Annotated in this window: 30 protein-coding genes; 21 read left to right on the forward strand and 9 right to left on the reverse strand. The window is 67.1% G+C overall.

Annotated features, from left to right (window positions below):
• Position 1 precedes the first annotated feature (1 nt).
• Entirely contained in the window at positions 2-874 is an 873-nt protein-coding gene (locus tag AC1C2T_RS12415) for a serine hydrolase (RefSeq protein WP_495360687.1), read from the reverse strand.
• A 178-nt stretch (positions 875-1052) separates the two neighbouring features.
• Between AC1C2T_RS12415 and AC1C2T_RS12420 the strand changes: the two genes are divergently transcribed.
• Both AC1C2T_RS12420 and AC1C2T_RS12425 read left to right on the forward strand, forming a co-directional pair.
• Positions 1053-2003, forward strand: coding sequence for a S66 peptidase family protein (locus tag AC1C2T_RS12420; RefSeq protein ID WP_495385511.1), 951 nt, complete (start codon positions 1053-1055; stop codon positions 2001-2003).
• A gap of 82 nt (positions 2004-2085) precedes the next feature.
• The gene (locus AC1C2T_RS12425; protein WP_495385512.1) at positions 2086-2718 is read left to right on the forward strand and encodes a MurR/RpiR family transcriptional regulator; all 633 of its coding nucleotides are present in this window, start codon (positions 2086-2088) and stop codon (positions 2716-2718) included.
• Positions 2719-2755: 37 nt separating this feature from the next.
• Here AC1C2T_RS12425 and AC1C2T_RS12430 read toward each other — a convergent pair whose 3' ends face one another.
• Together AC1C2T_RS12430 and AC1C2T_RS12435 are read right to left on the reverse strand one after the other, a co-directional pair.
• Positions 2756-4156: a DNA recombination protein RmuC gene (locus AC1C2T_RS12430; protein WP_495385513.1), complete on the reverse strand. Its 1401-nt coding sequence runs from the start codon at positions 4154-4156 to the stop codon at positions 2756-2758.
• A 204-nt stretch (positions 4157-4360) separates the two neighbouring features.
• The gene (locus tag AC1C2T_RS12435) at positions 4361-4978 is read right to left on the reverse strand and encodes a 3'-5' exonuclease (protein ID WP_495385514.1); all 618 of its coding nucleotides are present in this window, start codon (positions 4976-4978) and stop codon (positions 4361-4363) included.
• A 143-nt stretch (positions 4979-5121) separates the two neighbouring features.
• On the opposite strand from AC1C2T_RS12435, the gene AC1C2T_RS12440 reads away from it, so the two are divergent.
• From AC1C2T_RS12440 to AC1C2T_RS12455, 4 genes are all read left to right on the forward strand, one after another.
• Positions 5122-5919, forward strand: a complete 798-nt coding sequence (locus tag AC1C2T_RS12440; RefSeq protein WP_495385515.1) for a class I SAM-dependent methyltransferase — start codon at positions 5122-5124, stop codon at positions 5917-5919.
• 28 nt (positions 5920-5947) lie between these two features.
• A complete protein-coding gene (locus tag AC1C2T_RS12445) occupies positions 5948-6853 on the forward strand; it encodes a DMT family transporter (RefSeq protein ID WP_495385516.1) in 906 nt (301 codons plus the stop codon).
• Positions 6854-6859: 6 nt separating this feature from the next.
• Positions 6860-7933, forward strand: coding sequence for a redox-regulated ATPase YchF (gene ychF, locus AC1C2T_RS12450; RefSeq protein ID WP_495385517.1), 1074 nt, complete (start codon positions 6860-6862; stop codon positions 7931-7933).
• A 222-nt stretch (positions 7934-8155) separates the two neighbouring features.
• Positions 8156-8530 (forward strand): hypothetical protein, encoded by a 375-nt coding sequence (locus tag AC1C2T_RS12455; RefSeq protein WP_495385518.1) that lies wholly within the window; start codon positions 8156-8158, stop codon positions 8528-8530.
• Between the two features lie 154 nt (positions 8531-8684).
• Here AC1C2T_RS12455 and AC1C2T_RS12460 read toward each other — a convergent pair whose 3' ends face one another.
• Complete coding sequence (locus tag AC1C2T_RS12460) at positions 8685-9269, reverse strand: DapH/DapD/GlmU-related protein (RefSeq protein ID WP_495360678.1); 585 nt, start codon at positions 9267-9269, stop codon at positions 8685-8687.
• Positions 9270-9335: 66 nt separating this feature from the next.
• Complete coding sequence (locus tag AC1C2T_RS12465; RefSeq protein WP_495385519.1) at positions 9336-10193, reverse strand: SDR family NAD(P)-dependent oxidoreductase; 858 nt, start codon at positions 10191-10193, stop codon at positions 9336-9338.
• A 103-nt stretch (positions 10194-10296) separates the two neighbouring features.
• On the opposite strand from AC1C2T_RS12465, the gene AC1C2T_RS12470 reads away from it, so the two are divergent.
• Complete coding sequence (locus tag AC1C2T_RS12470) at positions 10297-10923, forward strand: TetR/AcrR family transcriptional regulator (protein WP_495385520.1); 627 nt, start codon at positions 10297-10299, stop codon at positions 10921-10923.
• Positions 10924-11309: 386 nt separating this feature from the next.
• Here the strand turns inward: AC1C2T_RS12470 and AC1C2T_RS12475 are convergent, their stop codons facing one another.
• Entirely contained in the window at positions 11310-11654 is a 345-nt protein-coding gene (locus AC1C2T_RS12475) for a LysR family transcriptional regulator (protein WP_495385521.1), read from the reverse strand.
• A gap of 146 nt (positions 11655-11800) precedes the next feature.
• Here AC1C2T_RS12475 and AC1C2T_RS12480 point away from each other — a divergent pair, with 146 nt between their 5' ends.
• Complete coding sequence (locus AC1C2T_RS12480; RefSeq protein ID WP_495385522.1) at positions 11801-12106, forward strand: NIPSNAP family protein; 306 nt, start codon at positions 11801-11803, stop codon at positions 12104-12106.
• Positions 12107-12605: 499 nt separating this feature from the next.
• Here the strand turns inward: AC1C2T_RS12480 and AC1C2T_RS12485 are convergent, their stop codons facing one another.
• Positions 12606-12833 carry a hypothetical protein gene (locus AC1C2T_RS12485; protein WP_495385523.1) on the reverse strand — a complete coding sequence of 76 codons (228 nt, stop codon included), beginning with the start codon at positions 12831-12833 and terminating at the stop codon, positions 12606-12608.
• 88 nt (positions 12834-12921) lie between these two features.
• Between AC1C2T_RS12485 and AC1C2T_RS12490 the strand changes: the two genes are divergently transcribed.
• The 5 genes from AC1C2T_RS12490 (at position 12922) to AC1C2T_RS12510 (ending at position 17412) form a co-directional block, all read left to right on the forward strand.
• Complete coding sequence (locus tag AC1C2T_RS12490) at positions 12922-13395, forward strand: NUDIX domain-containing protein (RefSeq protein ID WP_495385524.1); 474 nt, start codon at positions 12922-12924, stop codon at positions 13393-13395.
• A complete protein-coding gene (locus AC1C2T_RS12495) occupies positions 13364-13609 on the forward strand; it encodes a hypothetical protein (protein WP_495385525.1) in 246 nt (81 codons plus the stop codon). The genes AC1C2T_RS12490 and AC1C2T_RS12495 overlap by 32 nt, the downstream gene beginning before the upstream one ends.
• A 199-nt stretch (positions 13610-13808) precedes the next feature.
• On the forward strand, positions 13809-14624 hold the full coding sequence (locus AC1C2T_RS12500) for an alpha/beta fold hydrolase (RefSeq protein WP_495360670.1): 816 nt from the start codon (positions 13809-13811) through the stop codon (positions 14622-14624).
• Positions 14625-14824: 200 nt separating this feature from the next.
• A complete protein-coding gene (locus AC1C2T_RS12505; protein WP_495385526.1) occupies positions 14825-16267 on the forward strand; it encodes an FAD-binding oxidoreductase in 1443 nt (480 codons plus the stop codon).
• Entirely contained in the window at positions 16267-17412 is a 1146-nt protein-coding gene (locus AC1C2T_RS12510) for an FAD-dependent monooxygenase (protein ID WP_495385527.1), read from the forward strand. Before AC1C2T_RS12505 ends, AC1C2T_RS12510 begins: the two co-directional genes overlap by 1 nt.
• A gap of 56 nt (positions 17413-17468) precedes the next feature.
• On the opposite strand, the gene AC1C2T_RS12515 is transcribed toward AC1C2T_RS12510, so the two are convergent.
• Entirely contained in the window at positions 17469-19100 is a 1632-nt protein-coding gene (locus AC1C2T_RS12515) for a helix-turn-helix transcriptional regulator (protein WP_495385528.1), read from the reverse strand.
• A 415-nt stretch (positions 19101-19515) separates the two neighbouring features.
• Here AC1C2T_RS12515 and AC1C2T_RS12520 point away from each other — a divergent pair, with 415 nt between their 5' ends.
• From AC1C2T_RS12520 to AC1C2T_RS12545, 6 genes are all read left to right on the forward strand, one after another.
• Positions 19516-19698: a CsbD family protein gene (locus AC1C2T_RS12520; protein WP_495353423.1), complete on the forward strand. Its 183-nt coding sequence runs from the start codon at positions 19516-19518 to the stop codon at positions 19696-19698.
• A gap of 39 nt (positions 19699-19737) precedes the next feature.
• Positions 19738-19998, forward strand: coding sequence for a DUF6458 family protein (locus AC1C2T_RS12525; protein WP_495360666.1), 261 nt, complete (start codon positions 19738-19740; stop codon positions 19996-19998).
• 157 nt (positions 19999-20155) lie between these two features.
• Positions 20156-21010, forward strand: coding sequence for a DNA-formamidopyrimidine glycosylase family protein (locus AC1C2T_RS12530; protein ID WP_495385529.1), 855 nt, complete (start codon positions 20156-20158; stop codon positions 21008-21010).
• Between the two features lie 137 nt (positions 21011-21147).
• On the forward strand, positions 21148-21609 hold the full coding sequence (locus tag AC1C2T_RS12535) for an NUDIX hydrolase (RefSeq protein ID WP_495385530.1): 462 nt from the start codon (positions 21148-21150) through the stop codon (positions 21607-21609).
• A 201-nt stretch (positions 21610-21810) separates the two neighbouring features.
• On the forward strand, positions 21811-22332 hold the full coding sequence (locus AC1C2T_RS12540) for an RNA polymerase sigma factor (protein ID WP_495360663.1): 522 nt from the start codon (positions 21811-21813) through the stop codon (positions 22330-22332).
• Positions 22333-22402: 70 nt separating this feature from the next.
• Complete coding sequence (locus AC1C2T_RS12545) at positions 22403-23710, forward strand: hypothetical protein (RefSeq protein WP_495385531.1); 1308 nt, start codon at positions 22403-22405, stop codon at positions 23708-23710.
• 10 nt (positions 23711-23720) lie between these two features.
• Here AC1C2T_RS12545 and AC1C2T_RS12550 read toward each other — a convergent pair whose 3' ends face one another.
• Positions 23721-24086 (reverse strand): DUF4180 domain-containing protein, encoded by a 366-nt coding sequence (locus AC1C2T_RS12550; RefSeq protein WP_495360661.1) that lies wholly within the window; start codon positions 24084-24086, stop codon positions 23721-23723.
• A gap of 103 nt (positions 24087-24189) precedes the next feature.
• Here AC1C2T_RS12550 and AC1C2T_RS12555 point away from each other — a divergent pair, with 103 nt between their 5' ends.
• Both AC1C2T_RS12555 and AC1C2T_RS12560 read left to right on the forward strand, forming a co-directional pair.
• A complete protein-coding gene (locus AC1C2T_RS12555) occupies positions 24190-25050 on the forward strand; it encodes an Fpg/Nei family DNA glycosylase (protein WP_495385532.1) in 861 nt (286 codons plus the stop codon).
• A gap of 24 nt (positions 25051-25074) precedes the next feature.
• Positions 25075-25653, forward strand: coding sequence for a GNAT family N-acetyltransferase (locus AC1C2T_RS12560; protein WP_495385533.1), 579 nt, complete (start codon positions 25075-25077; stop codon positions 25651-25653).
• Positions 25654-25655 lie beyond the last annotated feature (2 nt).

Below are 25655 nucleotides of genomic sequence, written 5' to 3' on the forward strand. Positions count from 1 at the left end.
GTCACCCGGCGTTCGCGGTGGTCGCGGCCGATTCCTCGAGTGCGCCACGCAGTATCGTTCCGATAGCCGTCATGCGTGCGAGCACGGCATCCCGCCCGTCGACCGCGTCGCTCCAGTTCGCGAGCACTGCCCACGCGAGCCCGCCGCCGTCGGCGATATCGCAGACGCCGATGTCGATGCGTGCGGTGCTGATCGTGCCGGTCTTGTTGCGCAGCACGAAGCCGTTGTCGGGTTCGGTGTGGGCGAGCGGATCGACGCCGAACGGAGCGGCGACCATCGACTGGTCTGTGTTGAGCGCGAGCCAATCGAGCACGCGTGCCGAGACCGCCGGTGAGATGATCCGGCCGCGGGAGAGATCGGCCATGAGCCGTACGAGTTCGGCCGCGTTGCCGCGCGACAGGGTTGGCGGATGCTCCGGGCCGCGGTCTTCACGCACGCGGTCGAGCAGCGCCGAGCCGGTGAACCCGAGCGCCTGACTGGTCTGCCCGATTCGGTTGATGCCGAGTCGGCGCACGAGGACGTTGGTCGCGAGGTTGTCGCTGACTGCGCCGATCAGCGAGCACGCGTCGCGGATCGTCAGGTCACCGGCGTCGAGGAGATGCCAGAGACCGGAGTCGGCGACCAGATCTTCCGGAGTGCGCTGCACGCGCTCGTCGAGGTCGAGCTCGCCGGCTTCCGCTCGACGTGCCGCTTCGATGAGGAGGAACACCTTGCCCACGCTCGCGGTCTTCAGCACCCGCTCAGCGTCGTGGGACCAGAGCACGCCGCCCGTACGAGCATCTGCGACGGCGGCGGACCACTCGACCGGCCCGAGGTTCTCGGCGTCGTCCGAGATCGCGTCATCGAGGCCCTGCAACGTCCACTGATCGGCCATGCCGGCTCCTTCGGGGGTCTGTGGCGCCGGAGAGTCGGAAAGTCATGAGTGCGCCTGTTACGCACCGTATCATCGAGCAACGCCCGCGCAATCGCCCGGCTTGATTCCGCACCCGTGCTCATCGATTTCGTGGTTCGATGGCCCAACCGGGTTGTCGTTGCAGCAGAATGCGGAACGTATGCTTGCCACCCAACTGAAGGAAGAGATGCCCGCGATGACCGCCGCTGAACTCGGACCGCTCGCTCCCGGAGCCCGCGTCGCCCTCGTCGCACCGAGCGGACCGCCACCGGCGGAGCTGCTCGCGCGCTCAGTCGACCTGCTGGCGACATGGGGACTCGATCCCGTCGTGTACCCGAGCGCGACTGCAGCGCACCCGAGAGCGCGTTATCTCGCCGGCCCCGACCGGCAGCGGGCGACTGACCTGCAGGAGGCCTGGTGCGACGCGACGATCGACGCCGTGTTCTGCGCGCGGGGTGGGTACGGATCGGTCCGCATCCTCGATCTACTCGACCCTGAGTCACTCGCCACCGCGAGACCGAAGCCGCTGTACGGCAGTTCCGACATCACCGGCATTCACGAGTACTGGTTCGAGCATCTCGGCCTCGCCACCTGGTTCACCCCGATGCTGTCGACCGCCGACCTGCTCGACGATCCCGAAGCCATCTCGAGTCTCAGATGTGCGGTCTTCGAGCCCGTCGATGGCCGGCGTTACAGCGGACCTGCCGCCGAGACGCTCGTCTCCGGTGAGGCGAGCGGCCGACTGGTCGGCGGCAACCTCAGTCTGCTCGCCATGACACTCGGGGCTCGAGGGCGCCGGACACCCGACAACGGCGGGTGCATCGCGTTGCTCGAAGACGTCGATGAGGAGGTCTATCGTCTCGACGGGCTGCTCTCCTCGTTGCTCCGGGCGGGGTGGTTCGACGGGCTGGCCGGCATCGCACTAGGGAGTTGGAAGACGTGCGGCGAACTCGCCGAGGTGCGCGCCCTCGTGGAGGAGATGCTCGTTCCGCTCGGCATTCCACTGGTCTGGGAACTCGGCTTCGGCCACGGGCCACACGCATCGAGCATCCCGCTCGGGGTGCGCGGCACGCTCCATGCGGGCGCTACACCGCACCTCGCGATCGGGTGAACCGGCGCACATACCCCCAATCCGGGGTGTCGCGGTTGTCCGCGCCGCGCCGACCGGGCACGATGGCATCGGAAGGGGTGACATGTCGCCAGAAGGTCTCGGAAGTCCTCATGAGCGGTTCGACGCGCGCCTGCAGCGCCGCTCCGCGATCCTCCTCAAGCGCCGCATCGTCGACCAGGAACGCGAGCACTACCTCGCCGCGCTGGAATGGGCGCGCGACGACGGTTCCTTCGAGCGCGTCGCGGCGCTGATCGTCGCATCCCGTCGACGGTTCATCCTCGGCGCGGCCAAGTCGTTCACGTACGCGTCGCTGCTCGCGATCGACTTGAGCGCCGGCCTCGCGAACGTCACGCTCATGGACGGCACCATCGTGCGTCCGCTGGACGTGCTGAGCGACGTACGCTCGACCGACGTGCTCGTGGCGATTTCGCTCGCGCGGTACCGCAGGTACACCGTCGACATCGCGCGTCGCTTCGCCGAGGCGGGCGGCACCGTCATCGTCATCACCGATTCACCGGACGCGCCGCTCGTTTCCGTGGCGCAGGAAACGTTGATCGTCAACACCGAGAGTGCGTCGTTCGCGAACTCGCCGACGACGGTTGCGCTCGTCATACACCTGCTCGTCACAATGACCACTGCCAGCGCGAAAGGCGCGGGTCGGCGTCTGCGAGAACGGGATCGACTGAGCGAGAGCCTCGACCTGTACTACGACTGAGATCTGTCACCCGACGGCCGAGTACCCGGCCAGACCGTCAGATCGAACGGATGTCGGGGTCGAGCTCGAGGAGCGGTTCGCCCTCGGCGTCGCGTTCGTCGAAGGCGTCGGCGGTGTCGCCGCCCGTGACCTCGGGTGCCGTCAGCCGACGCGGCTGCTCGTGCACGGCAGCAGGGGTCGTGAGCAGCTCGATCTTCGTCTCGTCGATGCCCGGGAACTGTCGGGCGGTGACCAGCACACGAGTCTCGAGCGAGTTCGCAAACTTGTTGTAGCTGTCGACCGTGCGTTCGATGGCCTTGCGCAGCCCATCGGCGTGCCCTGCGAGGGTGCCGATGCGCTGGTAGAGGGTGTTGCCCAGGTCGAAGAGTTTCTTCGCCTCGTTGGAGACGGCCTGCTGCTGCCACGTGAACGCCACTGTCTTCAGCACAGCCCAGAGGTTCACGGGTGACGCGAGCGCGACGCGCTTGCCGAACGCGTAGTCGAGAAGCGCCGGATCGGCCTCGAGTGCGGATGACAGCAGTGACTCGCTCGGGATGAACGCGATGACGAATTCGGGGCTGGCGTCGAGCCCCTCCCAGTACGTCTTCTTCGCGAGCGCGTCGATGTGGCCGCGCACGGCCTTCACATGGCGGTTCACGAGTTCTTTGCGACGGGCGCCTTCGTCGCCGGTGGCGGTGACGGGAATCTGGCTCGCTTCGAGGTAGTGCTCGAGCGGCACCTTGGCATCGAGCGGGATGGACTTGCCGCCGGGCAGGCGCACCACCATATCGGGCCGGCCGGAGCCGGCATCGGTCACGATGCTCTGCTGGGTGTAGAAGTCGACGTATTGCGTGAGGCCTGCGGCCTCGACGACGCGTCGCAGCTGAGTCTCCCCCCACACACCGCGCGTGCTGTTCGAGCGCAGCGCGGACGCGAGCGACTCGGTCGTGGCACGCAGTTCGGCGCCGGAGACCTGAGCCTGCTTGAGTTGCTCGGCGAGCGAGCCGTACTGCTCACTGCGCTGGCGCTCGAGCTCGGTGACCTTGGTCTGCATCGTCTGCAGTGTCTCGCGAACGGGGCTGAGCGCCTGGAGCACTGCGCTCTCGCGCTTCTCCCGCTCGGTTCGCTCGGTCTGGTCGGTGCGCTGCTGCTCGACGAGGTCGCGGTAGCGGGCGCGATGCTCGTCGATCTGCTTTTCGAGGGCGTCGACAGTGGAGAGCGTCGAGGCGAGCTCGGCCTGCAGGCTCGCGCGCACCTCTTGCTCGTGGGCTCGCTGCTCGGCGAGCGCCGCAGCCTCGGCAGCACGGACCTCGGCGAGTTGCGCTTGGTGGCGTGCCTCGATCAGCGCGGGGTCTTCGGTGGGGGTGGCGGTGGTGCGGCGCTGAATGAGCAGCGCGGCCACGAGTGCGCCGATGGCACCGCCGACGATGAGGCCGATGACGAGGGCGAGGATGTCCATGTCGACAGTGTCGCAGGGGCTGCCGACATCGGGCGTCGGCGCGGGCGGAGCGTCTCGATACGTGGCCTCCTTCGTCGGTCGCTACTCGACCGGCGGCGGGGTCTCGATACGCTCGCTGGCGCTCGCTACTCGGCCAGCGGGGAGGGGCCAGCGGGGGAGGGGCCAGCGGGGGAGGGGCCAGCGGGAAAGGGCAGAGAAGGGTGACTACTGCAGCGCCATGGGGCCGTGCGCGGCACGATCATCGCGCGTGGCCACCGGCCCGATCGCGCCGATCTTCACGCGGGTGATGTGGGCGAGCCGGTCGAGATCGTCGACCTCGTGGCGAGTCGCGGCGTGCACGACGATCGCGGCGCACGCCTCGGCATCGGCGAGCGCGTCGTGATGCGAGAAGCTCTCGAAGCCCGCGGCCATCGCCGCGACCGGCAACCGGTAGGAGTCGAGGTGGTAGGTGCGCCGGGCGACCTGCAGGCTGCAGAGGTAGCGGAAATCGGGCACGTCGAGGCTGAATGCGGTCGAGGTCTTGGCGATGACGCCCATGTCGAAACCGGCGTTGTGCGCGACCAGCATGTCATCGCCGGCGAACTCCCGGAGCGCCGGCAGGTGCACCCGCCAGTCCGATGCACCCGCGACCATGTCGGGGGTGATGCCGTGGATGCGGACGTTCCACTCAGAGAACTCGTTGTGCGGGAACGGAGGGCGGATGTACCAGTGCTCGCGATCGACGACCTGCCCGTCTCGCACCTTCACGAGGCCGACCGAACAGGCGGAGGCGCCAGAGGAGTTGGCGGTTTCGAAGTCGATCGCGGTGAAGTCCAGTGGCACACAGGCATCGTCGCACGCCGGGCTGACACCGCCCACCGCCCGCGCCGAGAACGCCGAGGTTGACGGATGCCCCGGGCAGGGCGTGGAATGGCACCACTGAGCGGGAGGTTCCCTTCGACGGGCTCAGGGAGGAGAGGTTGAGAATGAACGAGAATCCCGAGGCGGCTGCGGCGCGCGAGCACGGTCTCGTCGCCGACCCGACCGACCCCGAGACACTCGAGAGTGCGCGCTCGTTCGGCGCCGCGGCATCCGTCTACCATCAGGCCCGGCCCGGCTATCCGATGGAAGCCGTCGCCTGGCTCATCGGCGATGCGACGCGCGTGCTCGACCTCGGCGCAGGCACCGGCAAGCTGACTGAAGCGCTCGTCGCGCTCGACCGCGAGGTGATCGCAGTCGACCCCGTCGAGGAGATGCTCGAGGAACTCGAGGTCGCGGTACCCGGGGTTCCGCGCATTCTCGGCACGGCTGAAGACATCCCGATCGAAGACGCCGCGGTCGACGCGGTCGTCGCCGGTCAGGCGTGGCACTGGTTCCAGCCCGATCGTGCGGTCCCCGAGATCGCCCGGGTGCTGAAACCCGGCGGCGTGCTCGGCCTCGTGTGGAACAGTCGCGACACGAGCGTCGACTGGCTGCGCGAGGCGGGTGAGATCATGCACGAGCGGCACGATGCGAGCGCGACGTTCGAGAGCTACGCGAAGGTCGGGCCGCCGTTCGGCGAGATCGCCGAACATACCGTCGAATGGGGCGCACGGATGTCTCGTGAGGGGTTCCTCGACCTCGTGCGTTCCCGCAGCTACTTCATCACCGCGTCATCCGACGAACAGAAGGCGACCATCGCGGCCCTCGAGACGCTGCTCACGACGCATCCCGACCTCGCGGGCGCCGAGGAGCTCGTCGTGCCGTACGTCACCCGGTGCTTCCGCACCGTACTCGCGAAGTGAACCGCGGCATGCCCGTATCGTGAACGGGATGAATCGCGGACGGGCGTACCTGGCACTCGCGCTCGCCAATCTCTTCTGGGCGGGCAACTACATCTCGGCAGAGATGGTCACGGCCGAGATCTCGCCCGCCTCGCTCACCTTCTGGCGCTGGGCGTTCGCCGCGGTTCCGCTGCTCGTGCTCGCGTGGGCGATCGAACGCCCCGACTGGCGCGGCGCCGCCCGCGAGTGGCCGTGGCACTTGCTGCTCTCGGTGCTCGGTCTCACCGGCTACACCCTGTTCCTCTACAGCGGGCTCGGGCTCACCGGGGCCGTGAACGCCTCCGTCATCTCGGCGATCAACCCCGCGACGATCGCGCTCGCTGCGGCGATCTTCCTGCACGAGCGGCTGCGGGGCCCGCAGATCGCCGGTCTCGTCGTCGCGTTCGCGGGCGTCTTGCTCGTGCTCACCGGCGGCGACGTGATCGCCGTCGTGCGGCAGGGCTTCCAGATCGGCGACCTCCTCATCGTGGCGGCCGTCATCTCGTGGTGCGCGTACTCGATCCTCTCCCGGCGACTCACCACCCCGCCGATCACGGCGACCGCGGTGCAAGCTGTGATGGCCGTCGTGACGATGCTGCCGCTCATCGCCGTCGTCGGCGTCACGCTCCCCGCCTCGACGGGCGGCGCACTTGGGCTCGCGTACATCGTGATCTTCCCGTCGATGCTCGGGTATGCGTTCTGGAACCTCGGCGCGGGAGCGGTCGGCCCGGCCCGCGCCGGCATCTTCCTGAACCTGCTGCCGGTCTTCACGGTGCTCATCGCGGTGCTGCTCGGCCAGTCGCTCGAGCCCATCACGATGGCGGGCGGAGCACTCGTGATCGTCGGCGTCTACCTGACCCTCAGGGTCGGGGGACGCAGCCGAGCGGATGCCCCGGGCAGCCTGCCGGTACGATAGACCCCCGTGGCTCTCACTATCGGCATCGTCGGCCTGCCCAACGTCGGCAAGTCCACCCTGTTCAACGCACTCACCAAAAACCAGGTGCTCGCGGCGAACTATCCCTTCGCGACGATCGAACCGAACATCGGCGTGGTGAATCTGCCCGACCCGCGGCTCGAGACGCTCGCTGAGATCTTCAACTCGGAGCGAATCCTGCCCGCCGTCGTCTCGTTCGTCGACATCGCAGGCATCGTGCGCGGCGCCTCCGAAGGCGAAGGGCTCGGTAACAAGTTCCTCGCGAACATCCGCGAGGCCGACGCCATCGCGCAGGTCGTGCGCGGCTTCACCGACGACGACGTCGTGCACGTCGAGGGTGCCGTCGACCCGAAGTCCGACATGGAGACGATCAACACCGAGCTGATCCTCGCCGACCTCGAGACGCTCGAGCGCGCCATCCCGCGCTTCGAGAAGGAGCTCAAGGGCAAGAAGATCGACCCCTCGGTGCTCGAAGCTGCGAAGGCCGCGCAGGAGGAGCTGCAGAAGGGCACGCCGCTCTCCGCAGCATCCGTCGACCTCGCGCCCATCAAGGAACTCGGCCTGCTGACGGCGAAGCCGTTCATCTACGTCTTCAACGTCGACGAGGCGGTGCTGACGGATGCCGCGAAGAAGGCCGAGCTCGCAGCGCTCGTCGCTCCCGCCGAGGCGGTCTTCCTCGATGCGAAGATCGAGTCCGAGCTCATCGACCTCGACCCCGCCGACGCCGCAGAACTGCTGGCCTCGACCGGGCAGGAGGAGTCAGGTCTCGACCAGCTCGCCCGCATCGGCTTCGACACCCTCGGCCTGCAGACCTACCTGACGGCCGGACCGAAGGAGTCGCGCGCCTGGACGATCCCGAAGGGCACGAAGGCGCCGCAGGCCGCGGGCGTCATCCACACCGACTTCGAGCGCGGCTTCATCAAGGCCGAGGTCATCTCCTTCGCCGACCTCGTCGAGACCGGTTCGGTCGCTGAGGCCCGCGCCAAAGGCAAGGCCCGCATGGAGGGCAAGGACTACGTCATGCACGACGGCGACGTGGTGGAGTTCCGCTTCAACGTGTAGTCGCGTTCCGGTTCAACGTCTTGGGCCAAATGTATTGCGCTTCCTCCTCGCAGCCTGGGACGAAGCGCTACCGCGTGAGCGACGGTGAACATGCAGGGGTACGGCAATTTCTCGTGACTGAACCCGACGGCTACCTGATCCGTTTCAGAGCTCGGTCGACCGTCGCACTCTCGGTGACTGAATGATTTGCCAGGTGCTCTCGCCGTTCTTGCTTGGATCTTGATGCTGCGCGAGTCACAGAAGTTCCACGCCGTTTCCAGTGAGGGAAGCGAACGTGCTCGCGACCTCGTTGACCTCCAACTTCTCGACAAGAGTAAGGATCTCGACCTTGCACGGGTAGCCGCGACGTGCGTCCGGCTCTTCAACTACCGGCGGCAACGAACCTGGCCGCCGCTCATCGTCGCAGGTGACCATTGGGGCACTCTCTATGCGGAAGCAGTCGAAGGCCTCGACGTGTTGTCGTCCGTTGAAGAAGCCGTCGTCTGGGCCAGTGGTTTCGTGCAAGGCCTCGCAGAACTGGCTGAGTTGTTGCCGAACGTGGCAGGGCGAGAGCCATGGCCGACCTCAGCCAGCGACGACCAAGAGAGGCTGCGCTGAGGTTGTTTAGTGACTGAACGTCGTGGAGTTCCGCTTCAACGCGTGAGTTCCGCTCGTGCAATAACGCTGCGCAGTCGATTGGCTGAGCGGAGTTGCCTAGTTTCCGCACGCGATGAGCCAATACGACCGCATCGTTGCGGACAGTGCGCTTCGACTACCCGTCCGACACCGTGCCGACCTGCTTCGCTGGCACGCCAACGACCACTGCCCCCGCAGGTACGTCCTTCGTGACGACCGCACCCGCGCCCACTACCGCCCCATCGCCGATCGACACGCCCGGTAGTACCGTCACGTTCGCCCCGAACCACACGCCTCGGCCGATGACTACTCGCGCCGGGTGCATGTCAGCACGTCGACTGGGCGACATGTCGTGGTTCAACGTCGTAATGACGGCGTTGTGGCCGATGAGCGCGCCATCGCCAATATCGATTCCGCCCTGGTCCTGGAACCGGCAACCGCTGTTGACAAACACATCCTCACCGAAGCGGATGTTCTTGCCGAAGTCAGCGCTGAATGGCGGGAAGAGCTGGAAGGACTCGGGGACCTCGCGCCCGGTCAGTTCACTCATCAGGGCTCGTACCCCATCGGGAGAGTGGTATCGCCCGTTGAGCTCGGCGGTGATACGCAGCGACTCCTGGCTCGTGGCGTGCATGGCTGCGTGGTGCGGCGAACTTCCCGGGATCGTCTCCCCGGCGTTCAATGCCGCCAGAAGGTCGTCGAGTCCGTGAATCTCCACCATGTACCGACGGTATCGTGCCATTGACGGCACAGGAGCGGGGTGGGACTGAACCTTGGATCCCGGTGTTCACGACGGCCAGTTGAAGTCCCTGCCTTCACCGTAGGAATCGCGGCGGGAGGTGTACGCCAGGGCTGCATGCTCTCGTGCATCGTCACCGATCAGCACCCGCAGAGGGCGGTCGGGGTCTGACAGGTGTGCGACCAGCGCTTCGGCCGCAGTGCGCGGATCGGTGTCTGTCGAAGGCGCATCGGGGTCGACTGTCGGCCAAGGGATCTCCGCAGTGCCGAACATCGCATTGCGGAGATCGTCATACTCCGTTTTCGGGGTCGCGAATGACATGCTCGACCCTGCCCAGTCGGTTGCGAATCCGCCGAGTTGGGCGATTGTCACGTGGATCTTGAACTGTGCGACCTCGGCAGACAGGGCTTCGCTGAAACCTTCGAGCGCCCACTTGCCCGCGTTATACAGGCCAAACGTCGGCATCGAGCCGATGGCACCGACCGTCGAAATCTGCACGATATCGCCACCACCGCGGGCCCGCAGGTGTGGGATCGCAGCCCGACAGACCCACATCGCGCCGAACAGATTCAGGTCGAGATGATCACGGGCCTGCTGTTCGTCGAGCTCTTCGATGGCTCCGACGAGCCCGCCGCCCGCGTTATTGACGACGATGTCGATGCCGCCGAAGACCTGCGCCGCGTTATCGACAGCAGTGGCGACTGCGGCGGCGTCACGGACATCGAGCAGGATCTCCTGCACCGAGTTCGGGTGGCGGGCCTGCAGGTCCGCCATCGCTCCGGGGTGGCGAACCGTTCCGACGACGCGATCTCCTTGTTGCAGGGCTGCCTGCGCAAATGCCCGGCCGAGCCCGCGCCCGGCTCCGGTAATGAGCCAGGTGCGAGTAGAGCGTGACGCTTGGGTCATATTGAGTTCCTTCCAACGATACGGTTCGTCTCGTCAGAATATATGTGGCTGATCGCACTGTCAAGACGGTGCGTCTCGTCTCGCCGGGATGTAGCATGACTCCATGGCTTCCATCCCTTCGGGCCCCGCGCTTTCCGGTGCGCCTGGCCCCGACGTCACTCGGCGAAGCGACCGAGCCCGTCGGGCGATTCTCGACGCGACGCGGGACCTCATTGCCGAGGTGGGATACACCCGGCTGACCATGGAGGGAATCGCCGCCGCAGCGGGCGTAGGCAAGCAGACGATCTATCGATGGTGGCGTTCGAAGGCCGCCGTGCTCTTCGACGCGATCCTGGATGCCAACTCGCAGGAGGCGGGCTTGGTCACGCTGCCGGACACCGGAGATTTCGAATCCGATCTTCGGTTGGTGCTCCGGGAAGCCGTCGCCGCACTGATCGAGCCGGCCAGCGACCGCCTTCAACGCGCGATAATCGCAGAGATCCAGACCGACATCGTGGTCGCCGAGGAACTGGTGCGTCGGCTGCTCCGCCCGCAGCTCGATGCGATCGCCGCACGGATCACGGTCGGTATCCGGGCCGGCCAGGTCGACGAGTCCGTGGATCCGGGACTGGCGGTTGAATTGCTGTTCGGGTCGATCTTCCACCGCTGGCTGTTGCGAACCGGTGACCTGGACGAGAAATTCGCCGACGGTGTGCTCGCCATTGCGCTGACGGGACTACGGCCACGCTGAGGCGCATTCCTCAGAGGAGTGGTTTTGGCCACCATGCTCGGTGAGCCCATCGAAGCGTTCGTGCCTCGTCTGCCGAAACTGATGTGTCTTTGCGCCCGTCGATGAGTGCTGCCAAACCGTCGAGCGTTCGTTCTAAACCGAAGAACCAGGCGCTGTCTCCGCTCCAAGCGGGACTCTGCGCTGCACCGGCGGCTGAGCCGATGCGCGTTGCGCGGGGGTAAGTCGCCTGATCGAAGGCCTTCTTGAGCGCGCCTCCGAAGTGCGCAGTGAGCTGCTGACGTGACGCACCTTCCCGAGTTCAGGAGGCGTGCGGTCGTTCTGAACTCGGGCGGACTCCCTTGTCTGAGATCGCAGTGAGGACTTTCCCGCGTCAACGCACTTTCGGATCAGCGCCCCTGACGTCTCTTGTACGGCTTGGGCTGCCCCTTCACGACGGGGGCACGGCCCTTGCCCTTCGAGGCTTTCGCCTTGCCGCCGGCCTTCACCACGGGTGCCTCGGCGGCAACGGGAGCCGTGGCGAGCTCCGCCCTGGCCTCGTCGAGGAAGAGGATTCCGACCTTGGTCAGCTGGGTTTCGCCGTGCCGGGTGAAGAGCGGGTGCCCGACCTCGGTTTCGAGTTTCTCGATCGACGAGTAGAGCGAAGCGAGCGGGATGCCGAGGGCGTCTGCGGCACGCGGGAAGTGCAACTCCTCGGCGACTGCGACGAAACGTCGAAGGAGGATGATGTTCACGGGAGCCTTTCGTCGGTCCGCGCGAATCGCGGCCCATTCTTCAGGTTACGCGGATCGGTGTTCGTCACGTGAGACCATCTGAATTGAGCGCGGCCTCCCATGACGGGAGCCGCGACAGCCCGCCCGACCTGAAATGAGCCGAACTCGTGATCACCGTGCACCTGCGATACGAAATCGACGCCGACAAGCTCGCCGAATTCCGTGAGTACGGCCAGCGTTGGATCCGCCTGGTCAACAAGCTCGGCGGCGTGCATCACGGCTACTTCCTGCCGAGCGAAGGCGACAGTGATGAGGCATTCGCGCTGTTCACCTTCCCCTCGCTCGCCGACTACGAGCGATACCGGCTGGCCGCCGCCGACGACCCGGAATGCGTCGAGGCAATCCAGTTCGCCGCCGAGACGAAGTGCATCCGTCGCTACGAGCGGCGGTTCGTCTCGCCGGTCTTCGAGTGATGCGTCGATCGGCGAGCGCTGCGAACAAGAAGCGCGCTTCCACGGGCCGCTCGGTGTGGATCCTCGATATTTCGGATGATCCGAGTGAATCAGCGGACGAGACGGGGACGGGATCCTTACGCCGCCTCGTCGACGTACTTGCACCGAACCGCGCCGCCGTCGATGGGCTCCGTGCGGATTGCGACCTGAGGATCTGGTGGGACGGCGATTCTGATTCGACTCAGGGTGGATTCGTCATGCCCGCGATCTCCTGGCCTCATTGGGACAGCTCGGCATCGATGTATTCGGTACCGCCTACCTGGAGGATGAGCGTCTGCTCGACGGCCGTTGAAGCGCGCCTCGACCCGTTGCCTACTCGGGCTGGTCGTGACAGGTGACGTCGAGGATCCAGGCCAGCGGGTAGTCGTCGTTGCCACTCACGGCGGGCATCGTCTGGCCGGCGACGATGTCGTACATCCGGAGCGTCTGGACGAATCGACACTTCGTTCGCTGCCCGACGTCAGGCGACGTGCGAGGTCGAAGCACCTGTTCGGCCACCCAGCACTCGGCTGATCGCTTCGGGCGCTGCGGTGAAGCGCCCGGCCGCGCCGTCGGTGGCGGTGTACTGAACTCGGATGCCGCGGCCGATGCGTGTGAGCTTGGTGACCTCGTAGGTGGCGCCGGCGGCGTTGACGAGCGTGTCGCCGACGGCGAGGTGCCGGGTCTGTCGCAGTTCGATCGTCTCCATAGTGAGAGTGTCTCAGTAACCACTGACATTCCACGGCCCACCCGGATGTGCGTATCGCAGGGCACTTCGGATGTCCTAGCCTCGACGCATGCCCGCCTCCGAGTACGTCACCGAGATCCGTCGCCGGATCGGCACACAACTCCTGATGCTTCCCGGCGTCACCGCGGTCGTCACGAACGAACGCGGTGAGTATCTCCTCGCCAAGCACGTCGATGGCGACCGCTGGGGCTTCGTCGGCGGTGCCGCCGAGCCGCTCGAGGAGCCACGGGATGCCCTGATTCGCGAGGTACGTGAGGAACTCGGCACCGAGGTCGAGATCCTCTCGATCCTGGGTGCCTACGGCGGCCCCGAACTCGTGAACACCTGCGACAACGGCGACATCGTCGCGTACGTCACCACTGCGTACCGCTGCCGCATCGTCGGCACCCCCGACTCGCTCGAGGCCGACGAGCTCTCGGAAGTGGGGTGGTTCGAGGCAGCGGCGATCGCTGAACTCTCGCGGTTCGAATGGATCGACCGAGTCATCGCCGATGCGGAGCAAACCCCGCTCGGATCGTGGTGACCCGGCACAGCATCGCGTCGACGAGAACTGGATCGACCAGGTCGACGTCACCGACGCCGCTGGCACCAAGACGCTCGCGTTCGACCTGATCGACGGCTGGGACGACAGTCTTCGCAGCCTCCTCGGCAACGCCGATGGTTCTGACCTTCCGGCGCATCCACGCCCTGCCCGTGGGGCACTCCTGGGACCGGGCCCAGGTGTCAACTTGCGGTGACGGCGGGAGCATCGAAGCAGCGACGGGCCTCGGCGACGCTGATCGCGATCGGCCCGGGCGGGCGGCAGCTTCGCAAGGGTCACGTTTCTCCGTGCCGAACGCGGTGGAGTTCCGCTTCGATGTGTGCCTCTCAGGTCGACGACTGAACGATCGGGCGACCGCCCGCGACGTGCGGCGCGTTGAGGTGTACTGTCGCGCTATGGCCGAGGTCGTCGTCGGCGGGGTGCGCATCGCGTACCGACGGCGCGGGCGCGGGGCACCGCTCGTGCTCTTCCATGGTGCATTCGAGGACTCTCGGGCCTGGGCGGAGGAGCTCGAGACCCTCAGCCCGTTCGTCGACGTGATCGCGTGGGATGCGCCGGGGTGCGGCGCCTCGGACGACGTGCCCCGAGGGTGGAGTGATGGGGACTGGGCGGACGCGGCATCCGGATTCATCACCGCCCTGGGCCTGAGGAGTCCCGCCGTCGCGGGTCTCTCGCTCGGGTCGATGATTGCGCTGCTGCTCGCCAGGGACCATCCCGCCTCCGTCGGCAGACTTGTGCTCATCGGCGCCTACGCGGGCTGGGGCGGGTCCCTCGATGCTGTGTCGCTGGAACAGCGCATCGCGGCGACGCGATTCACGCTCGAGCACCCGATCGAAGAGTGGGCCGACGACTTCCTCGATTCCGTGTTCGCGCCGGATGCGCCGCCGGAGCGTCGTGCTCGCGTTCGCAGCCTCCTCGGCGACTGGCGGCCCGCGACAACGCTGGCGCTGCTCGACGTGATGGTGCAGGATCTCCGGCCTGGCCTGCCGACGATCCGAACGCCGACCGTCGTCGTGCGTGGCGTCGCCGACGCGCGGAGTCCGCTCAGCGCCTCAGTGGAGATCTGCGAACTTCTTCCTGATGCGCGCCTCGTGGAGATCGCCCACGCAGGACACGACTGCTCTGGGCCGGAGCTCGACGCCGTACTCGTCACCGCGGCGCGCGACGCGCGCGCCTCGCCGCCGCCGGCCGGGTCGCGGCACGACCTGTAGCAATCGCCACGCCGGCTTGATCGGCCCAGTCGCGCCGGACTGGGCAGAATCACCCATTCGGCGAGGCAGACGATGTGAGCAGTTCACCCGACGCGCCATCCCGCCGCCGACAATTAGCCTCGTGCTCGAGATCCCGCTCGACACCCGGGGAGGGCCACGATGGAAACCAGGCAAACCGTACTGTCGGAAGCGGCGCGATCATGAGCGGGTTCGACCTCACCGGATTCAGGGGCGTGGAGGTTCACCTGACGGATGAGCAGCTCGAAGGCCTCGCCTCGGGTCTTGCCGGCCCGCTCTTGCATGCCGACGACGACGGCTGGAATGAAGCCATCCAACTCTGGAACGGCGACACGACGAAGTCGCCTGCCCTCGTCGTTCGGCCGCGCGACGCACGCGATGTCGCTTCGGCTGTTCGGTTCGCGAGAGAACACGAACTGCTGCTGAGCATCAAGGGCGGTGGTCACAACATCGCGGGCACCGGTCTCGCCGACGGCGGGCTGGCCCTCGACATGTCCCTCATGGATGCCATCACCGTCGACCCGCGCGCCATGCGTGCTCAGGTCGGACCCGGGTGCCTACTCCACGACGTCGACCGGGCCACCCAGGAGCACGGGCTGGCGACCGTCCTCGGCTTCATTTCCGAGGTCGGCGTCGCCGGCCTCACCCTCGGCGGTGGCCTGGGCTATCTGACCCGCCGGTTCGGATGGACGGTCGACAACTTGGAGGAGGTTGAGATCGTGACAGCGGACAGCCAGATCCGCATCGCCAGTCGCGCCGAGAACTCCGATCTGTTCTGGGCGGTACGCGGAGCCGGCGCCAACTTCGGCGTTGTCACCCGATTCACGCTCCGGCTGCACGAGGTCGGCCCGACGGTGTTCGGCGGTTTCATCGCGTGGCCGTCCGATCGAACTGACGAGATTCTCCGGGCCTACCGAACGATGACGAGTGCGGCTCCGCGAGAGCTCGCCGTATGGCTTCTCCTCATTCAGGCACCATCGGAGCCGTTCATCCCGGAGGAATGGCATGGCAGGAAGATCTGCGCCATGACCGTTTGCTACAGCGGCGGGCTGGATCGGATCGAGGACGTGCTCGCGCCGATCCGCACGATCGGGGCGCCGATCGTGGATCTGCTCGCCGAGCAGCCGTACACACAGGTCCAGTCCTACCTCGACGACGGTGAGCCCAAGGGCCTGCACTACTACTGGAAGACCGAGTTCGCCGTCGAGTTGAGCGACGCACTCCTCGCGACCGTCAGCGAGCAGTTCGCCGAGTGTCCCGTCCCGGGCGCGGAACTGGGTTTCCTCCATATCGGCGGCGCCCTGAACGAACGCGCCGAGGACGATGGAGTCGTCGGCAACAGAAACGCCCGCTACGTCCTGGGAGTGAACGGGATGTGGGAGCCGGATGAGCCTGAGGCGGTCGCATACCGACGATGGATCCGTGATGCATGGGAGCGGCAGCGCCCATTCGCGACGGGCCGCACGTATATCAACTTCCAAACCGCCGAGGAGGGTGATGACCGGGTGCGGGCGAGCTATGGCGTGAACTATGAGCGGCTCGCGAATATCAAACGCCGATACGATCCCGACAACCTGTTCCGGACGAACCGCAATATCGTGTCGGCAGACCAGCAGGTGCGCTGATGCCAGGCGGCGTGCTCATCGTCGGCGGCGGTATCGCCGGGTTCGGTCTGGCCAGAGCATTGTCGCTCCGCGGAGTGTCGTGCTCGATCGTCGAGCGGATGCCGGCACCTTCGGAATCCGGCCTCGGCATGAACCTTCCCGGCAATGCACTTCGAGCTCTGCACATGCTCGGCGTGGCCGAGGAGGTGGCGCAGGCGGGGAGCAGGATACGGCGACGTGAGTACCGCACCCGATCGGGTCGCGTGCTGTTCGCCGTGGACGAGGAGTCGTTCTGGGGTGATGTCGGTGCCTCGGTCTGTCTGCGCAGGGCAGCGCTCCTCGACGTGCTGCGGACGGGTGCGACTCACACGACCGTTCGGTGGGGCACCGAGGTCGTCCGAGTGGATCCTGCTGAGAGGAGTGTTCGGGTTGAGCTGGCATCAGGATCCACCGAGGATTACGACTACGTCGTCGGCGCGGACGGAGTCCACTCAGCTGTGCGTTCTGCGGTGGCGGGTGACGACGGAGTAGGCCTCTCCCTGATGTCGGCCACGAGTTGGCGCTTCCTCGCGCCGAATCCCGGGGTGGAGTGCTGGACCGTGTGGTCGGGTCGCGACAATACTTTCCTGCTCATTCCGATCGATCGGGAGAACGTCTACGGCTACGCATCGACTACCCGGCGTGGTGTGAGTATCGACGACCCCGTACTGCTCGCGGACGCCTCGGCGCGTTTTCCGCGACCGGTGCGAGAGGCGGTCGCTGCCGCCTTGGCCACCCGAGACGGGCTCTACCACTCACCGGTGGAGGAGGTGCATGCCGAGCACTGGAGTCGGCAGCGGATCACCCTGATCGGTGACGCGGCTCACGCCATGGGGCCGGTCTGGGCGCAGGGCGCCGGTCTGGGACTCGAGGATGGCCTCGTCCTCGCTGGGCTGCTGAGCAATCGTTCCGACTGGGCCGCAGTGGGCGCCGAGTTCGAGAGACTCAGGCGCCCCCGGGTGGAGCTCGTTCGGGCCGCGACCGACAGGATGTCGCGCATCGCAGGGCTGCCGATCTGGCTGCGTGACGTCGTCGGACCGGTTCTCGGCCCTCGAGCTTTCCGCGAGGCGTACGAGCCGCTACGCTCGCCCGTCTCGTTACCCGGTGAGGTCGACGACGCGACCTGAGGAATCGAGGCGCCCGTGCACCAGCCCTGAGCCCGAATGAACGCCGGAGGGGAACACTAGACCAGCCCGTGCTGATAGGCGTACGCGGTCGCGGCCGACCTCGACGAGAGGCCGAGCTTCGTGAACACATTGCTGAGGTGGCGGGCCACGGTCTTCTCGCTGAGGTACAGCTCGGTCGCGACGGCCCGATTGGTTCTGCCTGCAGACACCAGGCGCAGGACCTCGATCTCCCGCGGAGTCAGGGGGCCGCTGGCATCTTCGGAACCCGACCGTGACAAGGCGACGATCTCGACGAGCGCGGGTTCCGCGCCAAGGTCGACGAAGACCGCTCTTGCCGCCTCGAGCTCCATCGCTGCCGAGTCCTCATCACCGAGAGCGCGACAAGCGCGTGCCGTGAGTACCCTGCAGCGCGCGGCTTCATGGGGAGCATCGACCTCCTGCCAGAGCGACCACGCTCGACGCAAGCTCGTCAGCGCACCCCGAGCATCACCCGCCCCGAGAAGCACGGCGCCCTCGCACTGGGCGGCGATGGCCTGCGCCATCGGCATTGCATCAGCCTGGGTCATCCCGCTCAGCTCTTCCGCTCCCTCTCGCGCCGCTGCGACATCGCCGGCCGCGAGCTCGATCTCCACCCGCCCCGGCAACAGCTGGCGTCGGGTCGCCGGGTCGACGCCGTCCATGGCTCGACGGATCAATGATTGTGCGAGCAGGGGCTTGCCTTGAGCCAGACGGAGAAGCGCGAGCCCCGGTTCGGGCTCGTACCCTGATCGATTGGCCTGACGGTACGACTCCTCGGCCGCGTCGATCTCTCCGCGCAGCCGCTGCACTTCGCCCTGCTGATACCAGGCCCCGTAGACCGCGTTCCGGTCCCCGCGCCGGGCTCGTTCCTGTGCCGCGCGAGCGGCGGCGAGCGCGTCGCTCCATGCGCCGTGCAGGAAGTAGAGCTGGGCACGGTGCGTCTGGCACTGACCGCTGAACAGGACCATATCCGGCTGTGCGCCGCACCAGTGGTCGAGTGCAATCGTCCACTCCTGGGCGCGGCGCACGTCAGAGGCGAGGTAGCAGCTCCAGATCACGGCGCAGTAGACGATGCCTGAGGGAACCGGTGAGACTTCGCCAGCTGTCACCGCGACCATCGCCTCGTCGAGCCGGCCCAGCCCTTCGTTCAGCTCTCCGAGCATGATCTTCGCCTGACCCTGCCCGAGTTGGGCCAGGGCCATCAGGTCGGGGTCGCGGAAGCGATCACCAACGGCGAATGCTTCGTCGAAGCTGTCTGCCGCCCCGTTCGGATCGCCGGACCGCAGTTTCTCGAGTGCAACGGGAATGAGGAGGAATCCTTCGACCGAACTGGGCTCAGCGTTCTGCTGAAGGACTCGCTGGGCACGTGCCAACCAGCCGGCGCTCCTTGCCATCTCGCCGACGCTCATCAGGTACATGCCGATCCATCCGGCGCTTCTGGCGGCACCCACGAGATTCCCGATGGCGAGGAACTCCCGGTGCGCCCGAGTCGCAACGTCGATACCGATGGTCTCCTGACCGATCAGTAGGGCCGCCGTGGAGAATCGCTCGAGATCTTCTGCAGGGAGCTCGCCGACGTGATCGGCATCCTTCCAGGCTCGCAACGCATCGTTCCACCGATGCTCCGCATAGGCGGTCCGGCCGCGATCGAGCTCGACTGATGAGGTCATGATGCCAGCTGACGGTGAGAGTCCCGCGCAGAAGACGCCGGCCGCCCGTCATGTGGTCAGGCTACCGCCGTGCGATCAGACGCACCAGCGCGCCGCTGTGGCGCCGCGCACGACGGGCCTCGGCACCGCGTCAGGCGACGTGCGAGTCCGACGCCTCCGCGCGGGCGGGCAGAACTCGGCTGACCGCTTCGGGCGCGGCAGTGAACCGCCCGGCTGCGCCGTCGGTGGCGATGTAGTGGACCCGATTCCCGCGGCCGATGCGCGTCAGCTTGGTGACCTCGTAGATGGCGAACGCGAGCCCCTACGAGGTGCCTGGCGCGTTGTCAACCCGTTGTCGACCCGAGCACGGCTGCCTAACGTGGAAACACCGACGCGCAGGATACGCGCGGCGACACCGATTCCTGAGGAGGACGCCATGAGCGCCAAGGACGATCTCGGCAATACTGCCGAACGACTGACGGGCAAGGCAAAGGAGGGCATCGGCAAGATGACCGACAACGAGCGGCTCGAGGCCGAGGGCAAGGCCGACCAGGTCAAGGCCGACGCCAAGAAGGCGACTGAGAACGTCAAGGACGCCTTCAAGGACGGCACGAAGTAGAAGTAGATCTGACGATCGAGCAGGACCATAGGCAACGACATGAGCATCGGACTCGGCATTCCGCTCGTGGCGACCGGCGCCGTACTCACTTTCGCGCTGAATATCACCGCCGACTGGATCGACCTCGATCTCGTCGGCTACGTCCTGATGATCGCGGGGGCGGTCATCATCCTCGGTCTCGTCTTCATGATGCGGCGTCGTCGGAGCAACTCCACGACGAGCGCGACCGCCGATCCGGTGGCCGGGCAGCAGTCACACGGACCGAGGGCCAGGCAGCACCTCCTGAGGGGTGAGGCCTGAGGGAAGAGAGCGGATGTCGCATGCGGGGGCCGCGACATCCGCTCGACCTTCTCTGCGCATGACACCGCAAACCACCTGCCTCATCGATGGTTCGTCGCGTCGATCGTGACCCGCGAGAACGCTCCCCAGTGGTGGGGGGTTGTGCGAGGCTGACGTCATGCCAGAGTCACCCGAGGTACAGGCACTCGTCGAAGATCTCGACTCCCGACTGAGTGGCCATGAGATCAGCGGCGTCGACGTCGTCGAGTTCCGCGCGACGAAGACACGAACTCGCCCGCCGTCGACACTCGTCGGCGAGCGGGTGACGGGCGTCTCGCGGCACGGCAAGCATGTCGACCTCGCCGTCAGCGACGCCGCGCACCTCGTCGTCTCGCTCGGCCGGCACGGCTGGGCGCGGTACGCAGGCAGTGGGGCGGATGCATCCGATGCCGCCGCCGAGGCGCCGCCCGCCCTCGTCGTGTTCACCTTCGACGATGGCACGGTCGTCGAGTTCACGGATGCCGGTGGCTGGGTGTCGCTCGGCTGCTGGGTCGTCGACGACCCGGCCGAAGTGCCGGCGATCGCGAAACTCGGACCCGACCCGGCCGATGCCGGATTCTCGCGCGCGGACTTCGATCGGGCCGTCGTCGGCCGTCGCAAGCAGGTGAAGGCCGTGCTGCAGGAACAGGAGTCGCTCGCGGGCATCGGGAACGCGTACTCCGACGAGATCCTGCATGCGGCGAAGATCTCGCCGGTCGTGCACGCCGCCTCGCTGACCGGCGTCGAGCTCGACCGCCTGTTCGAGGCGACGGTCGGCACCATCAGGAACGCGATCACCGCGCAGCGCGGGGTGCCGATCGATCGACTGAAGGCGGCGAAGGTCGCGTCGATGCGGGTGCACGGACGCGCGGGGGAGGCGTGCCCGGTGTGCGGCGGCACGATCCGCGACTTCTCGTTCGCGAGCACGACGGCCCAGTACTGCCCCACATGTCAGACGGGTGGGGAGCACCTGCCGCTCCGCCCCGCGAAATAGCGCGCGAGGCGTTGCCGAGGCGTTGCCGAGGCGCCGTTCCGACGACGGCTTGCGTCGCTGCGGGTGCTGGGGGAGCGTCCTCGCGCGCGCAAACCGTCGTCGGAACGGACGAGGCGCACACGAGTTAGGCTGCCCAAGTGGTGGATGCCGGGGAGTTCGTGGTTCATTCGACGGTCGACGCGTCCTGGCTTCCGCGCGGCGGGCGCGCCGAGGTCGTTCGAGCTGTCGTGCCGCCGCGGCCCATGAGCCTCGTTCGACTGCTGCTCCGCCGCGGCGACCGTGTCTTCTGTGTACCGAGGCATCCGACCGGGAAGCTCGACCTGCCGACGCGCGCCGTCGAGGCGGACGATGCAGATGGTTCCAGATCGATCGGCGTCCTCGTCGAGGAGGTGACCGGCCGCCGACATCATCCGACGTTCGTCGGTGCCGTGCGCAACATCGTGGGGGCGCGTCAGGCGGACTATGAATGGCCGACCCCCCTGTCGTACTTCGGTGTGTGGATGGTGGAGGGCGACCCAGTGATCGCCGGTGAGTGGTTCAGCATCGAGGGTGATGCCGCGGTGCTGCGAGAGCGCCACTGGTACCCCCTGGTTTCGTGAGGCGCGGCAGTTCCGACGACGGTTTGCGTCGCTGCGGGTGCTGGGGGAGCGTCCTCGCGCGCGCAAACCGTCGTCGGAACATCTGCGCGTGCGAGCGGAATCTGCGCGTGCGACGTGCAAGACTCGCGGCTGACGAGACACATACCTGGTGTGAGGATCGCCAGCACCGCAGCAAGCGCCGATGTGGCCGAGGGGGTGGCGATGCCCGAGCGATCGGAACCACCCGTGATGAACGCAGACGCGGCATGGTTCACCGAGACCGTTCGCGAGCATTCGACCGCGCTCGTGCGCTACTTCGCTCGTCGTGGCCCGCGGCAGGATGCCGAGGATCTCGCCGCCGACGTCTTCGCGACGGCGTGGCGTCGACGCGCTGACGTTCCCCGAGATGCCGTGCTGCCGTGGCTCTACCGCACAGCCGGTTTCACGCTTGCGAACCAGCGCCGCAAGCGCATCGACCTTCCGGTCGACGAGGTGCCCGAGTCGGGAGCGGTGCGCGTCGCCGACGACCCCGAGTTGAGTGCCCTGTTCGACGCCGAGCTCCGGGGTGCGCTCGCCAGTGTGGGTGAGCGCGACCGGCGGATTCTGCTGCTGCACGCCTGGGAGGGCCTCGACGGAGCAGAGCTCGCCGAGGTGCTCGGCATCTCCCGGTCGGGTGCGGATGCCGCGCTCTCCCGAGCCCGCAAACGATTGCGGGACGCATGGGGCGAACGGATGTCGTTCTGACTGCTCGTGCAAGGTTCGGGTCGCGCCGCACATATCCGTAGGTGAACGGCACGCACGGAGGATGATCGACATGAACGACGAGAACGAGCTCGACCCGATTTCGCGACTGCGCGCGGCTGACCCAGCTGCCGGTGTCGAACCCCGAGCGAGTTTCGCCGACGAGGTCGTCGCGAGTGCGACGGCCGAGCCGACGGATGGTTCGTCCGCGGCGGCCGATCTGGCCGTCGAGCGTACCCGTCGTCGCCCCCGGTGGCTGCCGATCGCCGCCGTTGCCGCCTCGATCGCAATCGTCGGCAGCGTCGGATACGGCTTGGGTGCGGCGAACGGCGATGCTTCGAATCTCGCCGATGGGGCCGCCGCGGCCCCGCCCATCTCGTTGCAGGGCGATGCGATGCAGGAGGGTGCCACGCAGGACGGTGCGATGCAGGGCGCCGGGCCCGAGGCCATCGGCATCGATGGCCGGAAGATGGCGGGTTCGGGGGTGGCCGACCTGATGTACCCCTCCGGATTCGGTCGCAACAGCTTCAGCGCCTCCGGGCTCGCCGGCAGCGAGGGCACAGCGCCCGCGTACGCCTTCGATGCACAGGGCTCGTTGAGTTCCGAGACCGTCACGGCACTCGCGGCCGCGCTCGGCATCGAGGGAACGGCCGTGCTGCAGAACGGCGGCTGGACGGTCGGCACGCAGGACGGCACCGGCCCGTCCCTCACCGTCGGGCTCGACGGCGCGCTCAACTTCTCGTTCTGGAACCCGCTCATCGACCCGTGGCAGTGCGTCGACGACGACTGCGAACCGGCGGGGGAGATTCCGAGCGAGGAGGCCGCGATCGATGCGCTTCGCTCGTTCGTCGTTTCGGCGGGGCGTGATCCTGAGACCTTCGAGTTCACGTCGGAGACCTGGGAGGGGGCGGTGACGCGCACCGCCCAGGCGTGGCCCGTCGTCAACGGGCAGCGCCTCGACCAAGCCTGGTCGCTCGAGCTGGCTGAGGGCGGTGTGCTCACCGTCAACGGTGCACTCGCAGACCTCGTCACGGTGGGCGATTACGCCATCGTCAGCGAGCAGCTGGCCTTCGAGCGGCTCTCGGACCCGCGGTTCGGTGCGCAGATGACGAACCTGCCGATCGCCCTGCGCGAGCAGCCGGCTGTCGCAGAGGAGTGGGTGCCACCGACCGAGCCGCCGGTGACCCCGACGAAGGGCACGTCGCTCTCATGGCCTGTGAACGAGGTCGAGATCGTCAGCGCGCGCCTCGGTCTCGCGAGCCACTGGCAACCCGACGGCGCCGTACTCGTCGTTCCGGCCTACGAGTTCACCGATGCCGAGGGTGGCACGTGGTCGGTCATCGCGGTCGCTGACTCGATGCTCGACTTCAGCTCGAAATGATGTGACGAGATCAGTGGCGTCGGCCGAGTTTCTCGTCGAGCGCAGCACCGTCGGGCAGGAACCAGACCTGCGTGCCGCGGTTCGTCTCCCAGACGTAGTCGCGCAGGGCGTCGCTCGCCTCGACATGCTCAGCGATGTCACCGATGATCGCGAGCCGGAGTCGATAGTTGACGAACTTCTGTGTGATCTCGCCCGCGATTCCCGAACCGAGCTTGAAGAACGCGGGGTCGATGCGCTCGACGGGCACAGCGACGAGCGTGGCGGCGTGCGCCCAGGCATGACCCACGAGATCGGCTGCATCGTCGGGGGTGGAGATGACGGGCCCATCAAGAGGGACGTGCAGGACCCTGGTGCCGTTGCTCTCTTCGGTGCGCATGGGTCGACCATAGCTGCGGCCGCGCTCGTTGTGCTCGTCGAAGTTCCGGTGTCGAGTTGGTTTCCGGGGTGCCGTTGTCGGTATCCGGGTGCAGGATGGTCGTGTGCCCGAGCTCCCAGAGGTCGAAGCGCTCGCCGGATTCCTGCGCGAGCACGCCGTGGGTCGAGCCGTCTCGTCGGCTTCGGTGGCGGCCATCGCTGCGCTGAAGACCTTCGATCCGCCGCTGTCGGCGCTCAATGGCGAACGCATCGAGCGGGTGAATCGATACGGCAAGTTCCTCGACCTCGACACGGGCGGGCTGCACCTGGTGTTCCATCTCGCGCGCGCCGGCTGGCTTCGCTGGTACGACGAGGTGCCGAAGACGATCATCAAGCCCGGCAAGTCGCCCATCGCGCTCCGTGTGCGGCTCGACGACGGCTCGGGCTTCGACCTCACCGAGGCCGGCACGAAGAAGTCGCTCGCCGTCTATGTCGTGCGTGACACCGCCGAAGTACCCGGCATCGCGCGGCTCGGCCCCGACCCGACGGCACCCGACTTCTCCCTCGACGACTTCGCGGCGATCCTCCACGACCGACGCACCCGCATCAAAGGACTTCTCCGCGACCAGTCGGTGTTCGCGGGAGTCGGCAACGCCTACTCCGACGAGATCCTGCACACCGCGCGCATGTCCCCGTACGCGCTCGCCGCGAAGCTCAGCCCAGACGAGGTCGAGCGCCTCTACGACGCGATGCGCACCACGCTCGGCGAGGCGGTCGCGGGGGCATCCGGCAAACGACCAGACGAGCTGAAAGACGGCAAGCGCACACGCATGCAGGTGCACGGCCGCACCGGCGAGGCCTGCCCGGTGTGCGGCGACACCGTGCGCGAGGTGATCTTCGCCGACTCGACTTTCCAGTACTGCCCGACGTGCCAGACGGGCGGCAAGCCGCTTGCCGACCGGGTGTTGTCGCGACTCCTGAAGTAGCCCATTACCTGCTAAGCAGAAGGTATGACCACCCCTGAAGTGCAGTGGCCGCGCCCTGCTGGCCAAATGATCCTCCGCCCTCCGACGAGCGCCGACCTCGACCAGGTTCTCGTGTGGCGCAACCGCCCGGAGGTCACTCGTTGGCTGATACGAACTGAGGTCGACTCCGAGGCATTCCGTGCAAACTGGCTCGGCGGCATCGACGACCCGAACGACCACTCGGCCGTTGCGTTGATCGACGGCCAAGTTCTCGGCACCGGTTCCCTCTGGATCACCGACGCCATGGGGCAGTCGCACGTCGACCAGGGGCCGTGGCGCCGAGCGGAGGCGGGCCTCGGGTACCTGCTCGATCCCGCGCATGCGGGCAAGGGCTACGCCACCGAGATCGCCCGGGCACTGCTCGACCTCGCGTTCGGCGAGCTCGGCGTGCGCCGGGTGACGGCGGGCTGCTTCGCCGACAACATCGCTTCGTGGAAGGTCATGGAGAAGCTCGGTATGCGGCGGGAGCAGCACGGGGTGCAGGACTCGTGGCATGCGGAGCTCGGCTGGATCGACGGCTACACCTACGCGATCCTCGACGAGGAGTGGCGCGCGGCGCGGTGACC

Source organism: Agromyces sp. Y558 (assembly GCF_059445415.1).